The sequence below is a fragment of the Vibrio sp. 10N.222.51.C5 genome, from assembly GCF_041474575.1.
In the GTDB taxonomy this organism is placed as follows: Bacteria; Pseudomonadota; Gammaproteobacteria; order Enterobacterales; family Vibrionaceae; genus Vibrio; species Vibrio crassostreae_C.
In genome coordinates this window covers 18,884-43,075 of record NZ_JBFRUJ010000047.1, presented here as the reverse complement: position 1 = coordinate 43,075, position 24,192 = coordinate 18,884, and the positions used below count along the sequence as shown (strand labels likewise).

At 45.4% G+C, this 24,192-nt stretch carries 20 protein-coding genes; all 20 read left to right on the top strand.

The window, feature by feature from the left end:
• The first annotated feature begins 37 nt into the window (after positions 1-37).
• On the top strand, positions 38-1,129 hold the full coding sequence (locus tag AB4558_RS15325) for a flagellar basal body P-ring protein FlgI (protein ID WP_017062257.1): 1,092 nt from the start codon (positions 38-40) through the stop codon (positions 1,127-1,129).
• Positions 1,130-1,139: 10 nt separating this feature from the next.
• Complete coding sequence (flgJ, locus tag AB4558_RS15320; RefSeq protein ID WP_059021215.1) at positions 1,140-2,081, top strand: flagellar assembly peptidoglycan hydrolase FlgJ; 942 nt, start codon at positions 1,140-1,142, stop codon at positions 2,079-2,081.
• 209 nt (positions 2,082-2,290) lie between these two features.
• Positions 2,291-4,171: a flagellar hook-associated protein FlgK gene (gene flgK / locus AB4558_RS15315; RefSeq protein WP_081231153.1), complete on the top strand. Its 1,881-nt coding sequence runs from the start codon at positions 2,291-2,293 to the stop codon at positions 4,169-4,171.
• A 10-nt stretch (positions 4,172-4,181) separates the two neighbouring features.
• Positions 4,182-5,372 carry a flagellar hook-associated protein FlgL gene (gene flgL / locus AB4558_RS15310; RefSeq protein WP_372158907.1) on the top strand — a complete coding sequence of 397 codons (1,191 nt, stop codon included), beginning with the start codon at positions 4,182-4,184 and terminating at the stop codon, positions 5,370-5,372.
• Positions 5,373-5,790: 418 nt separating this feature from the next.
• On the top strand, positions 5,791-6,927 hold the full coding sequence (locus AB4558_RS15305) for a flagellin (protein WP_086774084.1): 1,137 nt from the start codon (positions 5,791-5,793) through the stop codon (positions 6,925-6,927).
• 648 nt (positions 6,928-7,575) lie between these two features.
• Positions 7,576-8,709 carry a flagellin gene (locus AB4558_RS15300; protein ID WP_048616124.1) on the top strand — a complete coding sequence of 378 codons (1,134 nt, stop codon included), beginning with the start codon at positions 7,576-7,578 and terminating at the stop codon, positions 8,707-8,709.
• Between the two features lie 601 nt (positions 8,710-9,310).
• Positions 9,311-10,441, top strand: a complete 1,131-nt coding sequence (locus AB4558_RS15295; protein ID WP_017066381.1) for a flagellin — start codon at positions 9,311-9,313, stop codon at positions 10,439-10,441.
• Between the two features lie 81 nt (positions 10,442-10,522).
• Positions 10,523-10,948 (top strand): flagellar protein FlaG, encoded by a 426-nt coding sequence (flaG, locus tag AB4558_RS15290; protein ID WP_372073059.1) that lies wholly within the window; start codon positions 10,523-10,525, stop codon positions 10,946-10,948.
• Positions 10,949-10,970: 22 nt separating this feature from the next.
• The gene (gene fliD / locus AB4558_RS15285) at positions 10,971-12,998 is read left to right on the top strand and encodes a flagellar filament capping protein FliD (protein ID WP_372073057.1); all 2,028 of its coding nucleotides are present in this window, start codon (positions 10,971-10,973) and stop codon (positions 12,996-12,998) included.
• 3 nt (positions 12,999-13,001) lie between these two features.
• Positions 13,002-13,307, top strand: coding sequence for a flagellar protein FliT (locus tag AB4558_RS15280; RefSeq protein WP_017060688.1), 306 nt, complete (start codon positions 13,002-13,004; stop codon positions 13,305-13,307).
• Positions 13,308-13,319: 12 nt separating this feature from the next.
• Positions 13,320-13,730: a flagellar export chaperone FliS gene (gene fliS / locus AB4558_RS15275; RefSeq protein WP_004736194.1), complete on the top strand. Its 411-nt coding sequence runs from the start codon at positions 13,320-13,322 to the stop codon at positions 13,728-13,730.
• Between the two features lie 228 nt (positions 13,731-13,958).
• On the top strand, positions 13,959-15,425 hold the full coding sequence (locus AB4558_RS15270) for a sigma-54 dependent transcriptional regulator (protein WP_050653775.1): 1,467 nt from the start codon (positions 13,959-13,961) through the stop codon (positions 15,423-15,425).
• 184 nt (positions 15,426-15,609) lie between these two features.
• Positions 15,610-16,650: a PAS domain-containing sensor histidine kinase gene (locus AB4558_RS15265; RefSeq protein ID WP_017060686.1), complete on the top strand. Its 1,041-nt coding sequence runs from the start codon at positions 15,610-15,612 to the stop codon at positions 16,648-16,650.
• A gap of 33 nt (positions 16,651-16,683) precedes the next feature.
• Positions 16,684-18,093, top strand: a complete 1,410-nt coding sequence (locus tag AB4558_RS15260; protein ID WP_017064121.1) for a sigma-54 dependent transcriptional regulator — start codon at positions 16,684-16,686, stop codon at positions 18,091-18,093.
• Between the two features lie 132 nt (positions 18,094-18,225).
• Positions 18,226-18,537: a flagellar hook-basal body complex protein FliE gene (fliE, locus tag AB4558_RS15255; RefSeq protein ID WP_017060684.1), complete on the top strand. Its 312-nt coding sequence runs from the start codon at positions 18,226-18,228 to the stop codon at positions 18,535-18,537.
• A gap of 16 nt (positions 18,538-18,553) precedes the next feature.
• Entirely contained in the window at positions 18,554-20,296 is a 1,743-nt protein-coding gene (gene fliF, locus AB4558_RS15250) for a flagellar basal-body MS-ring/collar protein FliF (protein ID WP_372158906.1), read from the top strand.
• Entirely contained in the window at positions 20,289-21,350 is a 1,062-nt protein-coding gene (fliG, locus tag AB4558_RS15245; RefSeq protein WP_017060682.1) for a flagellar motor switch protein FliG, read from the top strand. The genes fliF and fliG overlap by 8 nt, the downstream gene beginning before the upstream one ends.
• Before the next feature lie 124 nt (positions 21,351-21,474).
• The gene (gene fliH, locus AB4558_RS15240) at positions 21,475-22,275 is read left to right on the top strand and encodes a flagellar assembly protein FliH (RefSeq protein ID WP_017060681.1); all 801 of its coding nucleotides are present in this window, start codon (positions 21,475-21,477) and stop codon (positions 22,273-22,275) included.
• The gene (gene fliI / locus AB4558_RS15235; RefSeq protein WP_017060680.1) at positions 22,275-23,594 is read left to right on the top strand and encodes a flagellar protein export ATPase FliI; all 1,320 of its coding nucleotides are present in this window, start codon (positions 22,275-22,277) and stop codon (positions 23,592-23,594) included. The genes fliH and fliI overlap by 1 nt, the downstream gene beginning before the upstream one ends.
• A gap of 19 nt (positions 23,595-23,613) precedes the next feature.
• Positions 23,614-24,051, top strand: a complete 438-nt coding sequence (gene fliJ, locus AB4558_RS15230; RefSeq protein ID WP_017631772.1) for a flagellar export protein FliJ — start codon at positions 23,614-23,616, stop codon at positions 24,049-24,051.
• The last annotated feature ends 141 nt before the right edge of the window (positions 24,052-24,192 follow it).

Here is a 24,192-nt window from a genome sequence, read left to right as displayed (position 1 = left end):
GCTATTATAAATTAAAGCAATACAGACAGGTTACTCAATGAAAAAACTGACACTCGTACTATTCGGCATGCTATTTCTTGCCACCAGTGCCCATGCTGCGCGAATCAAAGACGTGGCAAAAGTGGCGGGTGTTCGTAGTAACCAACTTGTAGGTTATGGTTTGGTCACGGGCTTGCCGGGTACTGGTGAGACAACTCCCTTTACCGATCAAACATTTAACGCAATGCTGCAAAATTTTGGCATCCAATTGCCGCCCGGCACTAAGCCAAAAACCAAAAACGTCGCGGCTGTTATTGTGACTGCTGAACTGCCAGCATTCTCTAAGCAAGGCCAAGAAGTTGACGTAACCGTTTCTTCTATCGGTTCAGCAAAAAGCCTTCGTGGTGGTACCTTGCTACAGACCTTCTTGAAAGGTCTAGACGGTCAAGTGTATGCGGTCGCGCAGGGTAACTTGGTGGTAAGTGGCTTTAGTGCACAAGGTAACGACGGTTCTAAGATTGTCGGTAACAACCCTAACGTTGGTATCATCTCTAGCGGTGCGACGGTTGAACAAGAGATCCCAACGCCATTCGGTCGTGGTGACTACATCACCTTCAACCTAATCCAATCAGATTTCACAACGGCTCAGCGTATGGCTGATGCGGTTAATAATTTCCTAGGCCCACAAATGGCTTCAGCGGTAGACGCAACTTCAGTAAAAGTTCGTGCACCGCGTGAAATCAGCCAGCGTGTAGCATTCTTGTCGGCTATCGAAAACATCGAGTTCGACCCTGCTGAAGGCTCTGCAAAAATCATCGTCAACTCTCGTACAGGTACGATTGTGGTTGGTAAGCACGTTCGCCTAAAAGCGGCGGCGGTCACCCACGGTGGTATGACGGTTGCAATTAAAGAAAATCTAAACGTAAGCCAACCGAATGCATTCTCTGGTGGCCAAACGGTAGTGGTCCCTGATTCTGATATCGAAATCACGGAAGGCGATGGTAAGATGTTCAAATTTGAACCTGGCCTAACGCTGGACGATTTGGTACGCGCAGTCAATGAAGTGGGCGCTGCACCTTCTGATTTAATGGCAATCCTTCAAGCACTGAAACAAGCGGGTGCGATTGAAGGCCAATTGATCATTATCTAAGGAATAAAGCATGATTAAGAATAACAATGACATCGGCTTTATTCACGACATCGGTAGTTTAGACCGTCTTCGTCAACAAGCGGTAAACGGTGAAGAAGGCAGCGAGAAAGAAGCATTAACCGCTGCGGCAAAACAGTTTGAATCGATTTTTACCTCGATGTTGTTTAAGTCGATGCGCGATGCGAACTCGAGCTTTAAGTCGGATATGTTGAACAGCCAGAATGAGCAGTTCTATCGTCAGATGCAAGATGACCAAATGGCAAGTGAGTTGAGCGCTTCAGGTTCGTTAGGTCTTGCGGATATGATCGTAGCTCAGCTAAGCGCAGGCCAAGCAAGCGATGCCTCTGAAGAGAAGGTTCGCAGTGAAGGCTTTGATGCTTCATTGCAAAGACCACAATACTCAGGCCGTTCGGAAGAGCGAGCGTCAGACGTTCAATCAGCGCAAGCTATGTCAGCAACAGATATGTCAGCAGCAAAACAGCCAGTATCCTTTGATTCTCCAGAATCGTTTGTGACTTCAATGAAGCCTTACGCTGAAAAAGCGGCAAGTGCGCTTGGTGTGGACTCGTCTCTACTATTGGCACAAGCAGCTCTTGAAACGGGTTGGGGTTCTAAAATGATTAAGAACTCTTTGGGCAACAGTAACAACCTATTCAACATCAAAGCAGACAGAAGTTGGAAGGGTGATAAGGTTGCTACGCAGACGCTTGAGTTCCATGGTAAAACTGCGGTTAAAGAGTCCGCATCTTTCCGTTCTTACTCAAACTTTGAAGATAGCTTTAACGACTATGTGAAGTTCTTGAACGAAAACCCAAGATACGAAACGGCATTGCAGCATCAAGGCAACTCAGAGAATTTCATCAAAGGTATTCACCAAGCAGGTTACGCAACCGACCCTAACTATGCAGACAAGGTCTTGCGAGTGAAAGCCAAGATTGACGAGATGAACTAGCGTTATTGAATGTACTCGGGAGCTTGCCATTGGCAGGCTCTTTTCTTATCTGCCACCTCAAAGTTTGCTGCGAAACCCTTAGTTATCTCCTTACACTTCAATAAATTATTGTCTTTTAGCTCTCTGCTATCCCTATTGGCACATATATTGCTTTTTAAACTAGTAGTTAATCAGTTTATCCTGATTTTGTTAAGTTTTTTGGGGGCATTATGGCGTCGGATCTTCTGAATGTAGGGGCACAAAGTGTTCTTACTGCTCAGAGACAGCTAAACACCACAGGTCATAACATTTCTAACGCCAACACAGAGGGTTATAGCCGCCAATCTGTGATTCAAGGTGTGAATGACCCGCGTCAGTACGGTGGCCAAAGCTACGGTATGGGTGTGCATGTGGAAAATGTTCGCCGCTCTTGGGACCAATTTGCCGTCAACGAACTTAACTTATCGACAACCAATGCCGCCAATAAAGGCGACACAGAAGCGAACCTCGATATGCTGTCGAGTATGCTGTCATCGGTTGCTTCGAAGAAGATTCCAGAAAACCTTAATGAATGGTTTGATTCGGTTAAAACATTAGCCGATACACCGAATGATGTAGGTGCTCGAAAAGTTGTACTAGAAAAGGCTGGACTACTCAGCAAGACGTTAAATGAATTCCATGAAACGGTTCGTCAACAGTCTGATTCTACGAATAAAAAACTAGATATGGGTATCGAGCGAGTTAATCAACTTGCGTACGAGATCCGTGATGTTCAGCGTTTAATGATGCGAACTCCTGGCCCTCATAATGACCTACGAGATCAGCATGAAAAGTTGATTAATGAGCTTTCTGGTTACACCAAAGTTACGGTGACACCACGCTCAAATGCCGAAGGGTTTAATGTCCATATTGGTAATGGCCATACCTTGGTCTCTGGTAGTGAAGCGAGTCAGCTGAAGATGGTTGATGGCTTACCCGATGCACATCAGCGCCGCCTAGCGATTGTTGAAGGTAAGTCTTTAAAACCGATCACCAGCAGTGATATCGACGGAAAAATCGGCGCCATGCTAGACATGCGTGACGAACATATCCCAGCAATCATGGATGAGCTTGGTCGTTTGGCGACCGCGTTTTCATATGAGGTCAATAGTCTTCAAGAACAAGGTTTGGATCTTAACGGCAACGTAGGTAAGGACTTGTTTACCGACGTGAACTCAGAGCTGGTGGCAAAATCTCGTGTCACGGCTAGCGGGCAATCGAAAGCCGATGTTGCGGTATACATTGATGATACTTCTGCCTTAAAAGGCGGTGAGTATGGACTGAAATACGATGGCAGTGATTATGTCGTGACTAAGCCGAACGGTGAGACCGTTAAGATGGCGACCGACTCTAGCGGTAGTGCTTTTTATCTTGATGGCATGCGAGTGGAAGTACGTAACCCTCCTGAACTAGGAGAGAAACTGTTACTGCGTCCAACGCGTAATTTTGCTGCGCAGATTCATATGGAAACCAAAGACCCGAAAGACATTGCTGCGCAAAGTTATGAGGCATCGACCACGTTTGCCAAGGGTACAGCGGGATTTAAAATCCTAGAAGCAGGTCAACTGCGTGAGTTTGAAGTGATTGTCTCACCAAAAGGTGAGCAGTTTGCTGTGACGGATCCGAAGGGTAACATTTTAATGCAGCCTCAACCGTATCCGCCACAAGGGCCAGTGACCATCAACGGTACAACGTTTGAGCTCACACCCGGTGCGGTGGCAAATGATAAGTTTACGGCAAACCTTGTCCCATCAGAAGGTGACAACGGTAACCTGCGTAAGCTACAAGATCTTCAAACAGGAAAGCTGTTGAATGATGGTGAGTCTACGATTTTAGACCTTTACCACAACTTGAATACTAATACAGGCTTGAAGTCTTCAACGGCAAATCGCCTGAGTGATATTGCGACATTAGAAAAACAGTCGGCTCAAGAACGTATTGCTTCTATCTCGGGAGTAAACCTCGATGAAGAAGCGGCAAACATGATGAAATTTCAGCAAGCGTATATGGCTTCTTCACGTATCATGCAAGCAGCCAACGATACGTTTAACACTATTTTGGCTCTGAGATAGGAAGGTATAAATGTTGAATCGTATCTCTAGCTTCCATAATTATCAGTCAGTACAAAACGACTTGCGCCGTCAAGAGAACAAGGTGCATCACAACCAAGCACAACTTGCTTCGGGTAAGAAGTTACAGTCGCCAAGTGATGACCCATTAGCGACGCACTATTTACAGAACATTGGTCAGCAGTCAGAACAGCTTAAACAGTATGTCGATGCGATTACTCTAGTCAGAAACCGTCTTGAGCATCATGAAGTATTGGTTTCTAACACTGAAGGCTTTGCTGATGAAGCAAAACGAACCGTGATGGAAATGATCAACGGTGCGCTTTCTCCGGAAGACCGTTTAGCTAAGAAGCGTGAAATTCAAGAACTGGCGAATAACTTCCTGCATTTAGCCAACTCTCAAGATGAGTCGGGTAACTACACGTTTGCAGGCACTAAGCCGAAAAATCAGCCTTTCTTTCGAGATAACGAAGGGAATGTGACATATCAAGGTGATGACTACCAACGCAAGATGCGTGTGGCAAGCAGCTTTGAAATGGCAATGAATGATCCGGGCAGCAAGATGTTTATGGAAATAGACAACCCGTTCGGTGACTACGAACCTCAGTACGAGCTTGAACCTGCGTCTGAGTTATTGCTCGGGCGTGCGACCAACAGCGATGAAGATGGGTCTACTTATAAAGTGACGTTTGTCGACATGCAGACGGGCAATTTCGCTTATCAGCTTGAAAAAGACGGCGCAGTGGTTGCGGCAGAAGATTTTGATCCTTCGACAGGCATTGTTTATGAAGGGCTGAATATTCAAATCAAAGGCCAAATCACTAAAGGTGATTCGATCACCTTAGAACCACGAGAGATTTTCTCTATCTTTGATACGTTTAAAGAAGCTGCTGAGCAGGCTGAAAACCCGGTATCGGATGCATCAGCAACAGCGAAACTGCACCAAGTAACTGAAGAGTTCCATGCCGCGTTTATTCATTTAACCAAGGCAAGAACCGATGTTGGTGCACGTTTAAGTACGCTGGATATTCAAGAGCAGCAACATGAAGATTTTAAGTTGTCTTTAGCGAAAGCAAAAAGCAACTTTGAAGACTTGGATTACTCGAAAGCGATCATTGAGTTCAATGAAAACTCTCGAGCACTACAAGCTTCTCAGCAAGCGTTTGGCAAAACCAAAGACCTGACCTTGTTTAACTATATTTAATGATCAATCGGTATTTAATGGTGATTTGTCGATCACCATGGCGTTGATTCCTTGCCGTATGTGCTATGCCATACGTGCGAATAACGTCACAGTTTGCCGCTTTTTTGTACGAAGTATGATGTTTCTAAAATAGCGGCAAAAAACGGCAATAAGGAAGGTGAATGTTTTTCACCTTCTAATAGTAGAAAATCATAATTGCGCAGTGTTGTTTGTAAGCTCCTGATTTTTAGATAATTAAAAAATTATTTATATGATATTAAACTTGGCATACAACTTGTATCTGTGTTGGTTATAAATGATTAATACAGATCTTAAACCTTGTATAGGGTTTATCGAGTAATACACGGTCAGTGCTTATCCATATGAGAGTAAAGCTGGCCGCTTCGCAGAAACTTTGCGAACTCATAAGGAGAGCAAAATGGCTATCAATGTAAGCACCAACGTATCTGCTATGACAGCACAGCGTTACCTGAACAAAGCATCTAATGACTTAGCGACTTCTATGGAGCGTTTGTCATCGGGTCACAAGATCAACAGCGCAAAAGATGATGCAGCGGGTTTGCAAATCTCGAACCGCTTGACAGCTCAATCTCGTGGTCTTGATGTAGCAATGCGTAATGCCAATGACGGTATTTCAATTGCTCAAACCGCAGAAGGCGCGATGAACGAATCAACCAACGTATTACAACGTATGCGTGACCTAGCGATTCAATCATCAAACGGCACTAACTCTCCTGCGGAGCGTACGGCACTGAACGAAGAGTCTATGGCACTTCAAGATGAGCTTAACCGTATCGCGGAGACAACGTCTTTTGGTGGCCGTCGTCTATTGAACGGTTCATTTGGTGAAGCATCGTTCCAGATTGGTTCTAATTCTGGTGAAGCGATGATCATGGCTCTGACGAGCATTCGTGCCGATGACTTCCGCATGGGTGGTACAACGTTTGATTCTGAAAACGGCAAAGACAAGAGCTGGGAAGTGCCTGCACAAGCTCGCGATCTTAAGTTCGAATTCAGAACCAAAGCGGGTGAAGACATCGTTTTAGATATCAACACCAAAGCGGGCGATGATATTGAAGAGCTTGCGACTTACATTAATGGTCAGTCTGATCTCGTGAACGCATCGGTTACTGATGATGGTCGCATTCAACTGTTCGTTGCTGAACCTGACCTTGAAGGTGCAATGTCTATCTCTGGTGGTCTAGCGTCTGAGCTAGGTATTAAGAGTGAAGGCCGTGCAACCTCTGTTCAAGATGTTAGCTTAACCAGCGTTGCGGGTTCACAGAACGCAATCAGCGTGATTGATTCTGCAATGAAGTACGTGGATTCACAGCGTGCTGATTTGGGTGCAAAACAGAACCGTCTAAGCCACAGTATTAATAACTTGGCAAACGTACAAGAGAACGTAGACGCTTCAAACAGCCGAATCAAAGATACGGACTTTGCGAAAGAGACGACGCAAATGACCAAATCACAAATTCTGCAACAAGCAGGTACTTCAATACTTGCTCAAGCAAAACAGTTGCCTAACTCTGCGATGTCACTATTGCAATAGTTATTGGTTGAACTTGCTGCTCGTGTTCAGACGTGAGCCATGCAGCAAGGGAAACTGGCAAGCATACTTACTATTGAGTGTTTAGCTCTCTCATCTCTCACCTGCTATCCATTTTTACAGTAAGAATGCAACGGCAAGTCGGAAATGTGTTCATTTCTCGATGATCTCCACACAGGCTCTGACGCGCCAACTAGCCCCGGTTCTCTCAAAGGAAAAGGGGCTTTTTCCTTTCTGTATTTCTTGTTTTTGCTATTTACTTTCCTACGAATTTTCTCGCTCTACCTTTCTCAAATCTCTATTTGACGGTTCTTCTTCACGACAAATAATGTCATCTATTACACAAGATCTGCCTAAGCCAGAGATCTTTGGCGATTGATCATTTCTCCACCTTGAGCCATTTAGACTGCGATTCGTACATTTTTCGAACAGGCTAAGATCTTTTTCCAATTGAAATCTATCGCTGTATTAGAAAATGATGAAAATTAAGTTGTTGATAAGTATTAAATTAATAATTTTTTTGTGGTTTTTTGAAAGTTTTTCTAAAGCTTCTGATTTTCGCGCCGTTATTAAAAGTAACTTTGAGAGAACTACTTGGTTTTCCGAGACGTCGGAAACCGCTATACCGGAAAATCAATTGGAGAAATCACCATGGCAGTGAATGTAAATACAAACGTTTCAGCGATGACAGCGCAACGTTACCTAAACAACGCAAACAGCGCACAACAAACATCAATGGAGCGTCTAGCTTCAGGCTCAAAAATCAACAGCGCAAAAGATGACGCTGCGGGCCTACAAATCTCGAACCGTTTGAACGTTCAGAGCCGCGGCCTTGATGTTGCTGTACGTAACGCGAACGACGGTATCTCAATTGCACAAACTGCTGAAGGTGCAATGAACGAGACAACTAACATCCTGCAACGTATGCGTGATTTGTCTCTACAATCTTCAAACGGCTCAAACTCAAAATCTGAGCGTGTAGCGATTCAAGAAGAAGTAACAGCACTGAACGACGAACTAAACCGTATCGCGGAAACAACGTCTTTTGGTGGTAACAAGCTGCTTAACGGTACTCATGGTACTAAATCATTCCAAATCGGTGCGGACAACGGTGAAGCGGTAATGCTTCAACTGAAAGACATGCGCTCTGATAACGCTCAGATGGGTGGTAAGAGCTACCAAACTGAGAACGCGAAAGATAAAGATTGGAACGTTCAAGCAGGCTCTAACGACCTAAAAATGTCGTTCACTGATAACTTCGGTCAAGCACAAGAAATCGACATCAGCGCAAAAGCGGGTGACGACATCGAAGAGCTAGCAACGTACATCAACGGTCAACAAGACTCTGTTAAAGCGTCTGTAACTGAAGACGGTAAGCTACAAATGTTTACTGGTAACAACAAAGTTGAAGGCGAAGTGGCATTCTCTGGCAGCCTTGCTGGCGAACTAGGCATGCAACCTGGCAAAGACGTAACGGTTGATACTATCGATGTAACATCAGTTGGCGGCGCACAAGAGTCTGTAGCTATTATCGATGCGGCACTTAAGTATGTAGATAGCCACCGTGCTGAGCTAGGTGCTTTCCAAAACCGTTTCGACCACGCTATCAGCAACTTAGACAACATTAACGAGAACGTTAACGCATCTAAGAGCCGTATTAAAGATACCGATTTCGCGAAAGAAACGACTCAGATGACTAAGTCTCAGATCCTTTCTCAAGCTTCAAGCTCGATTCTTGCTCAAGCGAAGCAAGCTCCGAACTCGGCACTTAGCCTACTAGGTTAATCGATTGAAAGGTCACGTTGACTATATGTGTTGATCAGAGGCGTTAACGTTAGGCTTCCACAAATTAGCTCGTGGTGAGAGATGAGCGCTAAACAGACCCAGCTTCGGCTGGGTTTTTTATTGCCTGCAATTTGGAGAAGGGGGGAGTTTTGGTGTTGGTCGTTGATTGGAAAGCGAGATTCCCTATCACGCTCGCTCCTCACTGTAGGGAGTGACGGGAATTGGGAAATGATGGTTTCCTCGCTTACTACATCGAAGCAGTCTTTCGTCACCCCAGAATCGAGTAGAACGAGATATCAGGGATCTCTTCTGACTTTATATTCAACACTACGCTCATTAACTTAAATAATGGGGCAACTTTAGCGAATGTCGCCCTATTAATTGAAGCCCGATCACACTTTCCTTTGTTGTTGAAAAGAATATGAAAAAAAGCGCATTTTTTATTAAAGCTTCTAATTAAGGCGCCGTTAAAGGGATTGAGAGAAATGATATGTACCAATGTAAGGTGAGAGAGACACTGGTGCATAAACAAAATTGACATGTATTTGTGTGAGGTGAGAGTCACATAAGTACATTAAAAAATGCCTAAAGGAGATCAACTATGGCGATTAATGTAAGCACAAATGTGTCTGCAATGACGGCTCAGCGCTACCTAAATAGCGCGGCTGAAGGTACTCAAAAATCAATGGAGCGTTTGTCTTCTGGCTATAAAATCAATAGCGCAAAAGATGATGCTGCAGGCCTACAAATCTCTAACCGCTTAACGTCGCAAAGTCGTGGCCTAGATATGGCTGTGAAAAACGCGAATGACGGTATCTCTATTGCACAGACAGCTGAAGGTGCAATGAATGAGTCAACCAACATTCTGCAACGTATGCGTGACCTTTCTCTTCAATCTTCAAACGGTTCGAACAGCAAATCTGAACGTGTTGCGATCCAAGAAGAAGTCTCTGCTCTAAACACAGAACTTAACCGTATCGCTGAAACGACCTCTTTTGGTGGTAACAAGCTTCTGAACGGTACTTACGGCAGCCAATCTTTCCAAATCGGTGCTGACTCAGGTGAAGCAGTAATGCTATCTATGAGCAACATGCGTACTGACACTCAAGACATGGGTGGTAAGAGCTACGGCGTTACAGAAGGCAAAGATGCTTCTTGGCGTGTAGGTGCGGGTGCTGATTTAACAATCAAATACAACGATAAGTTTGGTGAAGCGCAAGAGCTATCTATCTCTGCTAAAGAAGGCAACGATATCGAAGAGCTAGCAACTTACATCAATGGTCAAAGCCAAGACGTTAAAGCGTCTGTGGGTGAAGGCGGTAAACTGCAACTTTTCGCTTCAAGCCAAAAAGTTGAAGGTGATGTTGAGTTTGGCGGCAGCCTTGCGGGCGAACTAGGTATCGGTGCTGGTAAAGACGTTACCGTTAACGATATCGACGTAACTTCTGTTGCAGGTGCAAACGAAGCAGTATCTATCATTGATGGTGCTCTAAAATCTGTTGATAGCCAACGTGCTTCTCTAGGTGCTTTCCAAAACCGTTTTGACCATGCAATCAGCAACTTAGACAACATCAACGAAAACGTTAATGCGTCTAAGAGCCGTATCAAAGATACCGATTACGCGAAAGAAACAACGGCAATGACGAAGTCTCAAATCCTACAACAGGCGAGTACTTCTATCCTAGCTCAAGCGAAACAATCACCATCAGCAGCTCTAAGCTTATTGGGCTAAACTTACCTCGGTAAGTAGCGGTAAACTCTACTCTGGGTAGAGTTTTACTGTATGGCTCATAAAGGAGGGAGGGAGAGTGTTATGGAAATATCATCCAACGCATCGAACATCCAGCCTTATGGCTCACCTAATGGCATTAAAATTGCAAGCGATGAAGGTAGTAGTGCGTCGAGTCTTTCGCGACTAAAAGAAGCAACATCTTATGACAAGGTAGAGAAATCGAAAGAGCAAGCTACCGAAGCGGCGATTCAATTAGCTCAACATAGACAAGAGTTAAATGATGAAGAGCGAGTCAAAATGGTGGAGAAGGTAAACGAGTTTATCTCCTCTCTCAATAAAGGTGTGGCTTTTAAGGTCGATGAAGAATCTGGGAGAGATGTGGTTACCATTTATGAGACCACAACCGGTGATATTATTCGCCAGATCCCTGATGAAGAAATGCTTGAAATTCTAAGACGCCTAGCAGCCCAAAACTCGAATAGTCGAATATTTGAGGTGAAGGTTTAAGTCGTATTATTGAGGTGATTTAATGAGTTTTGGCCCAATGGGGATTTCGTCTGGCATGGATATCAATTCCATGGTCAGCAAAATTGTTGATTCGGAGCGTGTACCTAAACAGCAACGAATCGACAATGAACGAACGCGAATCGATACCAGCATTAGTGCCTATGGAAGACTCAGAGAATCCCTTGATTCGATGAAAAACCTGATGACAAACTTTCGTCAGGAAAAAGCTTTTGCTGTGCGAACAGTGGAAAGTACCGATGAAGCGCTTGTCTCTGCAACCGCGACTACCGAAGCGATCGCTGGCAAATATGCCATCGATGTGTTGCAGCTTGCCCAAAGCCATAAAGTGGCTTCTGATGTACTGTCAGAGGACATGAAATTTGGCCCAGGTAAGCTGCAGGTTTCGCTTGGTGATGACAGCTTTGACGTGCAAGTTGGCGACAGATCGAGACTTATCGAAGTTGTTCGTGGTATCAACGGTGCAGATAGCAACCCAGGCGTTCGTGCATCTATTATCAACGATGTCGAAGGTCCAAGACTTATTATTGCCTCGAACCAGTCTGGTTCAGATCAGCAGATCAGCATTAATGTTGAGTCAGATGCTGCCAATCCCTTAAAAAAACTCGAATACAAAACGCTTGAAGAACGTGTTAAAGCGCTAGAGAAAGCGCGCGTTGCTGCTCAAGATATTCTAGCTCTAACCCCTGCAGGAAAAGCCGTTGAACTCATCGATGAAGTGATCGCTAGCGATGACCCAAATGCGAATGAAACACTCGATAAAGATGGCAATATCATCCCAGCAGCCCAAACCGATTCTACTTCAGATGTTGACGGAGACTCTAAAAGTCTCAGCTACGGTGAGCAAGCAGCCGCCGACGGCCAAGCCGCCCTAGACGCAGCTCAAGCGGCAAAGTCTGTGATGCCTGAAGATAATATCCCTGGCTGGACTGAAACCGCGTCAGGTACGCTTTTAGATTCTTACTACACACCAGAACTTGAGCTTGATGAAAAAGCGATAGAGAAGGCACCCGATGTGCCGGGGTGGTCAAATGCTGCCTCAGGTACTCTGATCGATTCATACGTGACACCGAAAGAAGCCCAACAAAAGCTTGAGGCGGAACAAGCGCGTATCGAAGAGAAGATTTCACAAGAAAAAGCGGAGTTGGCTGAGAAAGTTCAAAAAGGCGAACTCACCGCAGAGCAAGCCAAGAAAATTGAGCGTGCCAAATTAGAACCCGAAGAGCGCGAGCTCTTAGAGAAGGTCGATAAAGCGCAAGCAGATCTTGAACAAGCACAGCAATCTTTTGATACCTATAGTGGAATGACTGAAGTTCAGGCTGGCCAAGATTCTATGGTTGTCCTAGATGGTGTTGCTCAACTCTCTAGTAATAACAATGTGATTGAAGATGCCATTGAAGGTATTGATATTACGGTGAAAGGAAAAACGCCAAAAGATAAGCCGCCGGCAGAAATTGGTGTGGAGTACGACCGTAATAGTGTTCGCCAAGACATTGAAGCTTTTGTTAATTCTTATAATCAGTTTTACCAAGTGTCTAAAAACTTGGCGGGTGTTGACCCAACGACTGGCCAAAAAGGCCCGCTGTCTGGTGACAGTACCGTGCGTAACGCCGACTCACGATTAAAAGGTGTGTTCTCATCAAGTATCGAAGGTGCGCCAGACAATCTAAAGTCTTTGACTGAATTCGGTATCACCACCACAAGACAAGGCTCGCTAGAAATCAACTACGATATGCTTGACCGTCAACTCAACAATAACTTTGATAAGTTGGGTGAGTTCTTTGGTGGCAACAACGGTTTCGCCAAAAAAGTGGAAGATGCGATTCAAGGTATCACAGGTATCACGGGTTCAATCCGTACTAGAGAAAAGAGCTTGGTCGAGCAAAACTACCGTTTGGTTGATGACCAAAGCGCGCTCGACCGCCGCATGGACAGCCTAGAGAGCCGTACCCACTCTAAGTTCACAGCCATGCAAGATGCGACCAGTAAGATGCAATCTCAGCTGGGCAGTATGATGAATGCGTTGGGCTAATAGATGAATAGCCAGCTACAAGAGCTTTGTGAACTCGATCAACTAATTATCTCTAAACTGGAATTTAGTGAAATTAATGCTGAAGAAATAACGCAGCTTGTCGATAACAGAGAACAGTTATTGCAAAACGTGCTTCAAATAATCGACTCACATCCCGACGTTAAGCAAAGTTCTGAATGGTTTGAAGCCATTACCAGAACCAGAAAATTAGTCGAATTGATGCAGTCTGAGACGAGTCGAGTAGGTAAGACCCTACATAAATACCGTCACGGCGCTAAATCAGTTCAACAATACAAAAAGTTTTTATAGAAGAGGTTTACTATGCGCGGTTCTTTACAGGCATATAAAAAGGTATCAGTGGATAGTCAGCTAACGGCTGCCTCACCGCATAAGATTGTACAAATGCTAATGGCCGGTGCTATCGAGCGTTTGATTCAAGGCAAAGCGGCAATGCAAGCAGGCAACATCCCAGTGAAAGGTGAGCGACTTGGTAAGGCTCTAGATATCATTATTAGCCTACGTAGTTGCTTATCTATGGACGATGGTGGCGATATTGCGAAAAACCTAGATCAACTTTATGAGTTCATGATCACGCAAATTTCTGCGGCAAATCACAAAAATGACCCACAGCCTATTGATGATGTTATCGATATTATTCGCGAAATTAAGAGCGCTTGGGACCAAATTCCGAACGAATATCACAACTTGACGTCCGCTGACGTAGGTATTTAAAGAAAAATTGCAGTTTTAACCAATCTCATATCCCTTAATTGGTTGGTTGCCTTATTTTTTTAATCAAATAAAATAGAAGCCATTAGATAGCCTAATGGCTTTTTTCGTTGCTGATTTCCTAAATTTGTCCACGTAGACCATAATCATTGATACATCTCACTGTTTTATAGACTACGTTGCTCACCGTTTTTCCGCATCGCACCAAAATAAAGGCAATAATTCCTACTTATGCAAGGTTTGGCAAAACTGCTTGTCGTCGACGATAACGCTCAAGAACGTCACAATTTAAGCACAATATTAGAGTTTGTAGGAGAGAGCTGCGAAGTAATCAGCTCTGAACAAGCACGTAAAGTTGACTGGTCACTACAGTGGGCCGGCTGCATTATTGGTACCATTAAAGGTAAAGGCTTCAACGCATTACTGAATGAGAAGCTTGTTCACGCCAATCACATCCCTTTACTGGTGATTGGCAAAAACAATCACCCGGTTGACGAGTTGACTAACTATGTTGGTGAGCTTGAACTTCCTCTTAACTACCCGCAATTAAGTGATGCATTAAGACACTGTAAAGACTTCTTAGGCCGCAAAGGTGTTCAAGTTGTGTCTTCGGCACGCAAGAACACCCTGTTTCGCAGCCTAGTAGGACAAAGTGCTGGCATTCAAGAAGTACGTCACTTAATTGAACAAGTCTCTTCTACGGAAGCGAACGTGCTGATTCTTGGTGAATCTGGTACAGGCAAAGAAGTCGTAGCGCGTAACATTCACTATCACTCTAAACGTCGTTCAGGGCCTTTTGTTCCTGTAAACTGTGGCGCGATTCCACCTGATTTGCTTGAAAGTGAACTGTTTGGTCATGAGAAGGGCGCATTTACTGGGGCGATTACCGCACGTAAAGGCCGTTTTGAATTGGCTGAAGGTGGCACACTGTTTCTTGATGAAATTGGCGATATGCCGATGGCGATGCAAGTTAAGCTGCTACGAGTACTGCAAGAGCGATGCTTTGAGCGTGTAGGTGGCAATAGCACCATACAAGCTGATGTTAGAGTGATTGCGGCAACCCACCGCAACCTTGAAGATATGATCGACGATGATTCGTTCCGTGAAGATCTTTACTACCGCTTAAATGTATTCCCGATTGAAATGCCGGCGCTTCAAGATCGTAAAGAAGATATTCCACTGTTGCTTCAAGAGCTGATGACTCGAATGGAAGCGGAAGGCAGCATGCCTATCTGTTTCACGGCTCGTGCTATCAACTCTTTGATGGAGCATTACTGGCCAGGTAACGTTCGTGAACTAGCGAACCTGGTTGAACGAATGGTTATCTTGTATCCAAACAGCTTGGTTGATGTGAATCACCTGCCAACTAAATATCGATACAGCGATATCCCTGAGTTCCAGCCAGAGTTTAATAGCTTTGGATCTGAAGAGGAGCAAGAGCGTGATGCACTTGCTGACTTATTCTCAGAAGATTTCAGTTTTGATCAGCAAGATGATATTGCCGACAATGCTAATGCGCCTCAAGAGTTACCGCCAGAAGGGGTTAACTTGAAAGAGCTACTCGCGGATATGGAAGTGAATATGATCAATCAAGCGTTGGAAGCGCAGGGCGGCATTGTTGCTCGTGCTGCTGACATGCTTGGAATGCGTAGAACCACTCTGGTTGAAAAAATGCGTAAATATAACTTGCAGCGATAGTGTCCAGTTTTCGATGAAAACGAAAAACTAGCACACACTTTTTAGCTATTTGGTAACTCTAGCTAAGTGAACAGATAAACCATAGTCGAGTTGTTGCTTGCTTAACTATGTGATAAATATAGCAAATAGCCTGACTCGTGTTGTACGTCTCAGGCTGTTTTAGTATTTGAGGCAAATTTTTGACATGCGCGTATCTAACGAACCAGAAAATCAATCACACCTAGATTCTGTTGAACAGCAGGTTGAGCGCTATAAGCAAGTACTCGACGTGATGCCAGCTGGGGTTATCTTGTTAGATACACACGGCGAAGTGAGAGAAGCGAACCCTGAAGCGCATCGTATTCTTGGTGTTGAGTTGGTTGGCGAGAAGTGGTTTTCAGTGATTCAAAGTGCCTTTGACCCAAAAGACGATGACGGTCATGAGATCTCATTGAAGAACGGGCGAAAAGTGCGTTTGGCGATTTCAGCCTCTACCACGGGTCAGCTGATTTTGATTACCGATCTGACCGAGACCCGACTATTGCAGTCTCGCGTGAGTGATCTTCAGCGTTTGTCTTCATTAGGTAGAATGGTGGCCTCGCTTGCCCATCAAGTGCGAACGCCGCTTTCAAGTGCGATGCTGTATGCATCAAACCTTGCCGCGCCAAATCTGCCGCCGGCAACAAAAACGCGTTTTCAATCTAAGCTTATGGATAGATTGCATGACTTAGAGAAGCAAGTGAACGACATGCTGTTGTTTGCCAAAGGTGGTGACAACAAAGTCGTTAAGCCATTTACTGTGGCTGAATTGATCACTGAATTTCACCCTATGGTGGAAGCGGCATTGAAAACTAACCAGATTGATTATTGCCAAGAAGTTGAGGGCGAACAGACTCAAATGTTCGGCAACGCCAATGCTATCGCCTCAGCGTTAAGCAACCTAGTGTTGAACGCGGTTCAAATTGCGGGTAAGGAATCGCAGATCGATGTGTTTTTTAGGCCCGTAAATGGCGAGCTTAAGATATCAGTGCAAGACAGTGGCCCCGGCGTACCGAAAGAGCTTCAAGGTAAAATAATGGAACCCTTCTTTACCACTCGTTCACAAGGTACAGGTCTAGGCTTAGCGGTTGTACAAATGGTATGTCGAGCACATGAAGGCCGACTGGAATTGATATCAGAAGAAGGCGACGGCGCATGCTTTACCATGTGTCTACCGCTTGAAAGAAGTGCTTCTTCTGAAGACTAATAAGTTTTAACTGAATTTACACTGGAGAATCCTATGGCTCAAAGCAAAGTGTTAATCGTCGAAGATGATGAAGGTCTACGCGAAGCCCTTGTCGACACACTCGCGCTTGCTGGCTATGAATGGCTGGAAGCGGATTGTGCGGAAGATGCTCTGGTCAAATTAAAATCGAACTCCGTTGATATTGTCGTATCTGACGTGCAGATGGCGGGCATGGGTGGCTTGGCACTATTGAGAAACATTAAGCAGCATTGGCCAAATTTGCCGGTATTGCTAATGACAGCGTACGCCAACATCGAAGATGCCGTTGCTGCAATGAAAGAGGGCGCTATCGACTATATGGCAAAGCCATTTGCGCCAGAAGTGCTGCTCAACATGGTCAGCCGTTATGCGCCTGTAAAGTCGGATGACAACGGCGACGCTATCGTTGCTGATGAAAAAAGTATCAAGCTAATGATGCTGGCTGATAAAGTTGCGAAAACCGATGCCAACGTCATGGTGTTGGGCCCGAGTGGTTCTGGTAAAGAGGTGATGTCTCGCTACATTCACAATGCTTCTAGCCGAAAAGATGGCCCGTTTGTCGCGATTAACTGCGCGGCGATCCCAGACAACATGTTAGAAGCGACCCTGTTTGGTTATGAAAAAGGCGCATTTACTGGCGCTATTCAAGCTTGCCCGGGGAAATTCGAGCAAGCGCAGGGCGGTACAATTCTGTTGGATGAGATCAGTGAAATGGATCTTAGCCTACAAGCCAAACTACTGCGTGTTTTGCAAGAGCGCGAAGTTGAGCGATTAGGTAGTCGTAAGAGCATCAAATTGGATGTTCGTGTATTAGCGACCAGTAACCGAGACCTTAAACAGTATGTTTCTGAAGGGAATTTCCGTGAGGATTTATACTATCGTTTGAATGTATTCCCAATTTCTTGGCCACCACTGTGTGAGCGAAAAGGTGATATTGAGCCTTTAGCTAAGCACTTAGTTGAGCGTCATTGCACCAAACTTGGTATGCCTGTACCGGTTATGTCAGCGCAAGCGATCAGTAAACTCGTCAATTATCCGTGGCCGGGCAATGTTCGCGAATTAGACAATGTGGTACAGCGTGCGTTAATATTGAGCGAACAAGAGAACATCTCTGGTGAGCACATTCTTCTTGAAGGTGTCGATTGGCAAGACGCAAGCAGCCTACAACAAATCGTTGAAGGCACTGACGTAGCTGCGCCAGAAATCAAGCCGATTGCCGAAGCAAACCCAATCAATAAAATCGCGGCTAGCAGCGAAGGGTTAGGTAATGAGCTTAGAGATCAAGAGTATGCGATCATTCTTGAAACCCTGATTGCATGTAATGGTCGACGCAAAGATATGGCTGAAAAACTGGGTATTAGCCCTCGTACACTGCGTTACAAGTTGGCTAAAATGCGCGATGCTGGAATAGATATCCCAAACTGAGGATAGATTAGTAGTGTCAGCTTTCTGACTAGTGTAATACGATATCTAGTCAATTTAATGTGTGGCACGCTAATTGCTCTGTCAATAATATAGCTAAATAGACAGTCATAATTTTGACTCCTGAGGTAGTAGATGAGAATAGATGGTTTACAAGGCGAAATGCAGGCGATGATGGTCGAAGCTGCCAGCGCGCGTCCCGCAGCAACGGGGCAAGCGGTCGGTGCAGATTTTGGCAACATGCTGACTAATGCCATCAATAATGTGAACTCATTACAAAAGACTTCAGGTGATCTTCAAGCTCGTTTTGATAGTGGCGACCAAAGCGTATCCCTATCGGACGTGATGATTGCTCGTAATAAATCTAGTGTGGCTTTTGAGGCGACGATCCAAATTAGAAATAAATTGGTCGAATCGTACAAAGAGCTGATGAATATGCCGGTATAAGTTGGGTAGTTAAATAGTGGCAGATAATAGTCAAACAACAGATTTAACCGTAAGCGATAGCAACGACCACGCACTGATTGCAGGCTCTGAGCTAGAAGGAGAAGGGCAAAATCCCGATCTAGGTGAACGCAGTTCATCGAAGTTCGATATGGCTGTCGGTGATCTCGATTTACTTCGTCAGGTCGTCTTAGTCCTTTCTATCTCTATCTGTGTAGCGCTGATTGTGATGCTGTTTTTCTGGGTAAAAGAGCCAGAAATGCGTCCATTAGGGGCTTACGAAACAGAAGAATTGATCCCCGTTCTTGATTACTTGGATCTGCAAAAGATCCAGTACACGCTTGAAGGCAATACCATCTCAGTACCGGCGAGTGAGTACAACTCATTAAAGCTTAATATGGTACGAGCGGGTTTGAATAAAGAGCGAAACGCGGGTGATGACATCCTCATGCAAGACATGGGTTTTGGTGTATCACAACGTTTAGAACAAGAACGCCTTAAATTAAGCCGCGAAAGACAACTTGCCAAAGCCATTGAGCAGATGAAACAGGTGCGTAAAGCTCAGGTTTTATTGGCCCTGCCGAAGCAGAGTGTTTTTGTACGTCATAATCAAGAAGCCTCTGCTTCTGTATTCCTAACTCTAAAAACAGGTACTAACCTCAAGCAGCAAGAAGTTGATTCTGTTGTGGATATGGTGGCAAGTGCCGTTCCGGGAATGAAAACCTCACGTATTACGGTGACCGATCAGCATGGCCGATTGTTGAGCTCAGGCTCTCAAGACCCTATGTCAGCGGCGCGTCGTAAAGAACACGAGTTAGAGCGCAATCAAGAACAAGCGCTGCGTGAAAAAATTGACTCCATCCTGATTCCTATTCTTGGGTTTGGTAACTACACCGCTCAGGTTGATATCCAGCTCGATTTCAGTGCTGTGGAGCAAACCAGAAAACGTTTTGATCCGAATACACCGGCGACTCGAAGTGAATACACCTTAGAAGATTACAACAATGGAAATACGGTGGCGGGTATTCCGGGTGCGTTGAGTAACCAGCCTCCAGCGGATGCCTCAATTCCACAAGATGTGGCTCAGATGAAAGACGGCGCGATGACAGGTCAAGGCTCTGTTCACAAAGAAGCGACTCGAAACTTTGAGCTAGACACCACCATCAGTCATGAACGTAAACAGAGCGGCACGGTTAATCGTCAGACGGTTTCTGTTGCGATCAAAGACCGCCAATCCTTGAACCCAGATACGGGTGAAGTGGTTCATACGCCAATCCCGGCGAGCGAAATCAATGCGATTCGCCAAGTACTGATTGGTACGGTGGGCTTTGATGAAACTCGTGGTGATTTGCTCAACGTATTAAGCATGCAGTTTGCACCTCAAGTAACAGATGTTGTTGCTGATGTGCCAATCTGGGAGCATCCAAACTTCAATGATTGGGTTCGTTGGTTTGCAAGTGCCTTGGTTATCATTGTGGTGGTGTTGGTACTTGTTCGCCCTGCAATGAAGAAACTGCTTAACCCAGCAGCAGACAACGATGAACAGATGTACGGACCTGATGGCATGCCAATTGGTGCCGACGGCGAAACCAGCTTAATTGGTGGTGATATTGAAGGTGGTGAGCTGTTTGAATTTGGTTCAAGTATCGACTTACCAAACCTTCATAAAGACGAGGACGTGCTGAAAGCAGTACGTGCACTTGTAGCGAATGAACCAGAGCTAGCAGCTCAAGTAGTTAAGAATTGGATGGTAGATGGCTAACGAAATAGTTCCACAACAAACTGAAGGCGGTGAAGTGCTTGATGTCTCTAGCGTGGATATCGGCTCTATCTCAGGCGATGAGCGCGCTGCGATCTTGTTGCTCAGTTTAAATGAAGAAGATGCTGCTGGTATTATTCGTCACCTAGAGCCAAAGCAGGTTCAGCGTGTGGGTAGTGCGATGGCGCGAGCTACAGACCTATCCCAAGAGAAAGTAGGCGCTGTGCACCGTGCTTTCTTAGATGATATTCAGAAGTACACCAACATTGGTATGGGCAGCGAAGACTTCATGCGTAATGCGTTAGTTGCTGCTCTGGGTGAAGACAAGGCGAATAACCTTGTTGACCAAATCCTTCTCGGCACAGGTTCGAAAGGTTTGGATTCGCTTAAGTGGATGGATCCTCGTCAGGTGGCGAGCATTATCATCAACGAGCACCCTCAAATTCAAACTATTGTGTTGTCGTACCTCGATGCCGATCAATCGGCTGAGATCCTGTCTCAGTTCCCAGAGCGAGTTCGTCTGGATCTGATGATGCGTATTGCCAACCTTGAAGAAGTTCAACCTTCGGCGCTTGCTGAACTGAATGAAATCATGGAGAAACAGTTCGCGGGTCAAGCGGGTGCTCAAGCTGCCAAAATTGGTGGCCTGAAAGCCGCGGCTGAGATCATGAACTACATGGATAACAACGTGGAAGGCGTCTTGATGGATCAAATCCGTGACCAAGACGAAGACATGGCAACACAGATTCAAGATCTGATGTTTGTCTTTGAAAACCTTATTGAAGTTGATGACCAAGGTGTTCAACGACTACTACGTGATGTTCCACAAGATATTCTACAGAAAGCACTTAAAGGTGCAGATGAAGGTCTACGTGAGAAGATCTTCAAGAACATGTCTAAACGTGCTGCCGATATGATGAGAGACGATATTGAGGCGATGCCGCCAGTCAAAGTCTCTGATGTTGAAGCGGCTCAGAAAGAGATTTTGGGTATCGCGAGGAAGATGGCAGACAGTGGCGAAATTATGCTGTCTGGTGGCGCCGACGAGTTCCTTTAATACAGAAATCTCAAAAGCCCCACACTGTTGGGGCTTTTCTTTATCCAATCTCGAACCACAGATTAACTCAGTTTAACTGCTTGAATTCACAATACAGTTAAGCCACTCATAGATAGGTACTGATATGTCAGGTGATAGAAAACGCGGCTTCCTTCGCCCTGAAGAAGATAATACGGTTGCCCAACCTCAGAAATGGGGGCTGCCTGACTACACCTCTGACGTGAGCAAACAAGCCAAAGAAACCGCTTTTAACTACGACCCTAGTTGGATGCCAACGGTTGAAGAAGCCATTGAAGATGAAGAGCTGGTTCTGACTGAAGAGCAAATCGAGCTGATTAAACAAGGCGCTTATCAGGAAGGGCTGCATCAAGGCCAAGAAGCGGGCTTTAAGCAAGGTTATGAAAAAGGTAAAGAAGAAGGTTTTGCCGCAGGTCACGAAGAAGGCAACGAAGCCGGCAAGCTTGAAGGCGTAACCGCGGGTCAAGAGTACATTCAACAGCAGGTGGCCGTCTTCATGGGGCTGGCAAACCAGTTCGCTCAACCATTAGAGTTGATGAACGCTCAGGTGGAGAAGCAATTGGTCGACATGGTGCTTACCATGGTCAAAGAAGTGGTTCATGTTGAAGTGCAAACCAACCCACAAATCATATTAGATACCGTTAAAGAATCGGTAGAGTCGTTGCCGATTTCTGGTCACGCAATCACATTGAAACTCAATCCGGAAGATGTGGCGATCATTCGCTCTGCGTATGGCGAGACTGAATTGGACTGCCGTAATTGGACGCTGGTCGCAGAGCCAGCACTCAACCGTGGTGATGTACAAATTGAAGCGGGTGAGTCGAGCGTTAACTACCGCATGGAAGATCGTGTAAAGAACGTCATTCAAAATTTCTGCGGCGCAAATCGTCACCAAGGTCATGAGTAATGCTTGAGTTAGCGAATCGTCTCAGTCAGTACAAAGTCGAGGGGCTAAAATCGCGACCAATTGCCTCTGGTAAATTAGTACGCGTTGTTGGCTTAACGCTTGAAGCGACCGGCTGTAAAGCGCCAATCGGCAGTTTGTGTTTAGTCGAAACCATGTCTGGTCAGATGGAAGCCGAAGTCGTCGGTTTCTCTGGCGATAACCTATTTTTGATGCCGAGTGAGCAAATCACCGGGATCTTACCTGGCGCTCGCGTCACGCCAATGACTACCGAAAGTGGTATCCCTGTTGGAATGGAACTGCTCGGTCGAGTGATCGACGGCGTAGGTAATCCACTCGACGGTTTAGGTCCAATCTATACAGAGCAACGCGCTTCATTTAATGCGGAGCCAATCAACCCGTTAGCTCGTAAACCGATTTCTGAACCACTCGATGTCGGCTTGAAAGCCATTAATGGTTTGCTAACCGTGGGTAAAGGGCAACGTATCGGTCTGTTTGCTGGCTCTGGTGTCGGTAAATCCGTAACTCTGGGCATGATGACTCGAGGCACAACTGCGCAAGTAGTGGTCGTAGGCCTAATCGGTGAGCGTGGACGAGAAGTTAAAGAATTTATTGAAGAGATTCTTGGTGAAGATGGCCGTAAGCGTTCGGTTGTTGTTGCCGCTCCTGCCGACTCATCACCATTGATGCGCTTAAAAGGCTGTCAAACCGCGTTGGCTGTCGCCGAGTACTTCCGCGACCAAGGCTTAGATGTTCTGCTACTCATGGATTCATTGACCCGTTTTGCTCAAGCTCAGCGTGAAATTGCTCTGTCTGTGGGTGAGCCGCCAGCAACCAAGGGCTATCCGCCATCAGTCTTCGCTAAGCTTCCTGCGCTGGTGGAACGAGCAGGTAACGGCAATGATGAACAAGGTTCTATCACGGCTTTCTTTACCGTGTTAACCGAAGGCGATGACTTACAAGATCCGATTGCGGATGCGTCGCGAGCAATTCTCGATGGTCACGTTGTGTTATCTCGTGAGATGGCCGATGCCGGTCACTACCCAGCGATTGACGTTGAGAAATCCGTCAGTCGTGTTATGCCGCAAATCACCACTGAAGAACATGTCTTGATGTCGAAAGCGGTAAGGCAAGTGCTGTCTATCTGCCGTAAAAACCAAGATTTGGTGTCGATTGGTGCTTACAAGCCAGGAACGGATCCAGCAATCGATAGTGCCTTCACGTTGAAACCAAAACTGGATGAGTACTTGCAGCAGAAGATGAAAGAGACCGTCCCATACGACATGTGCGTCAACATGTTGAAACATGTATTGGGTGGCTAACGGGTGAATAAGGTTAGTCATGGATAACGCATTAGAATTTTTGCTCGATCAAGCCAAAGATCAAGAGAACCAAGCGGTACTTGCGCTCAACAAAGCGAACTCTGAGCTGCAAGGTTACTATGAGCAAGTTGCGCAGATTGAAAAGTATCGACTGGATTATTGTCAGCAGCTCGTTGACCGCGGTAAGGCTGGCTTAACGGCGAGCCAATATGGTCACTTGAATCGCTTCTTAACTCAGTTGGATGAGACATTATCCAAGCAGAGAGAAGCCGAGCACCACTTTAAAAATCAAGTCGACAACTGCCAAAACTACTGGATGGAGTTACGCAAAAAACGTAAATCCTACGAGTGGTTGATGGAGAAAAAGCAGAAAGAGAAAGCAAAGCTGCAAGATCAAAGAGAACAAAAGCAAATGGATGAGTTCTCGACTCTGTTATACAGCCGAAAGAAGATGTGATCCTAAGCCACGAACGACGTAGGCGCTGTTCTTGATATTGTGAGAACCGAACTTATAGGCATGTTTCTTGCTCCGTTTTATATAAAATTGCGCGTTATGCCCACCAAAGGCATGAAAAGCATCCGACTTTCTTTTTGTTGC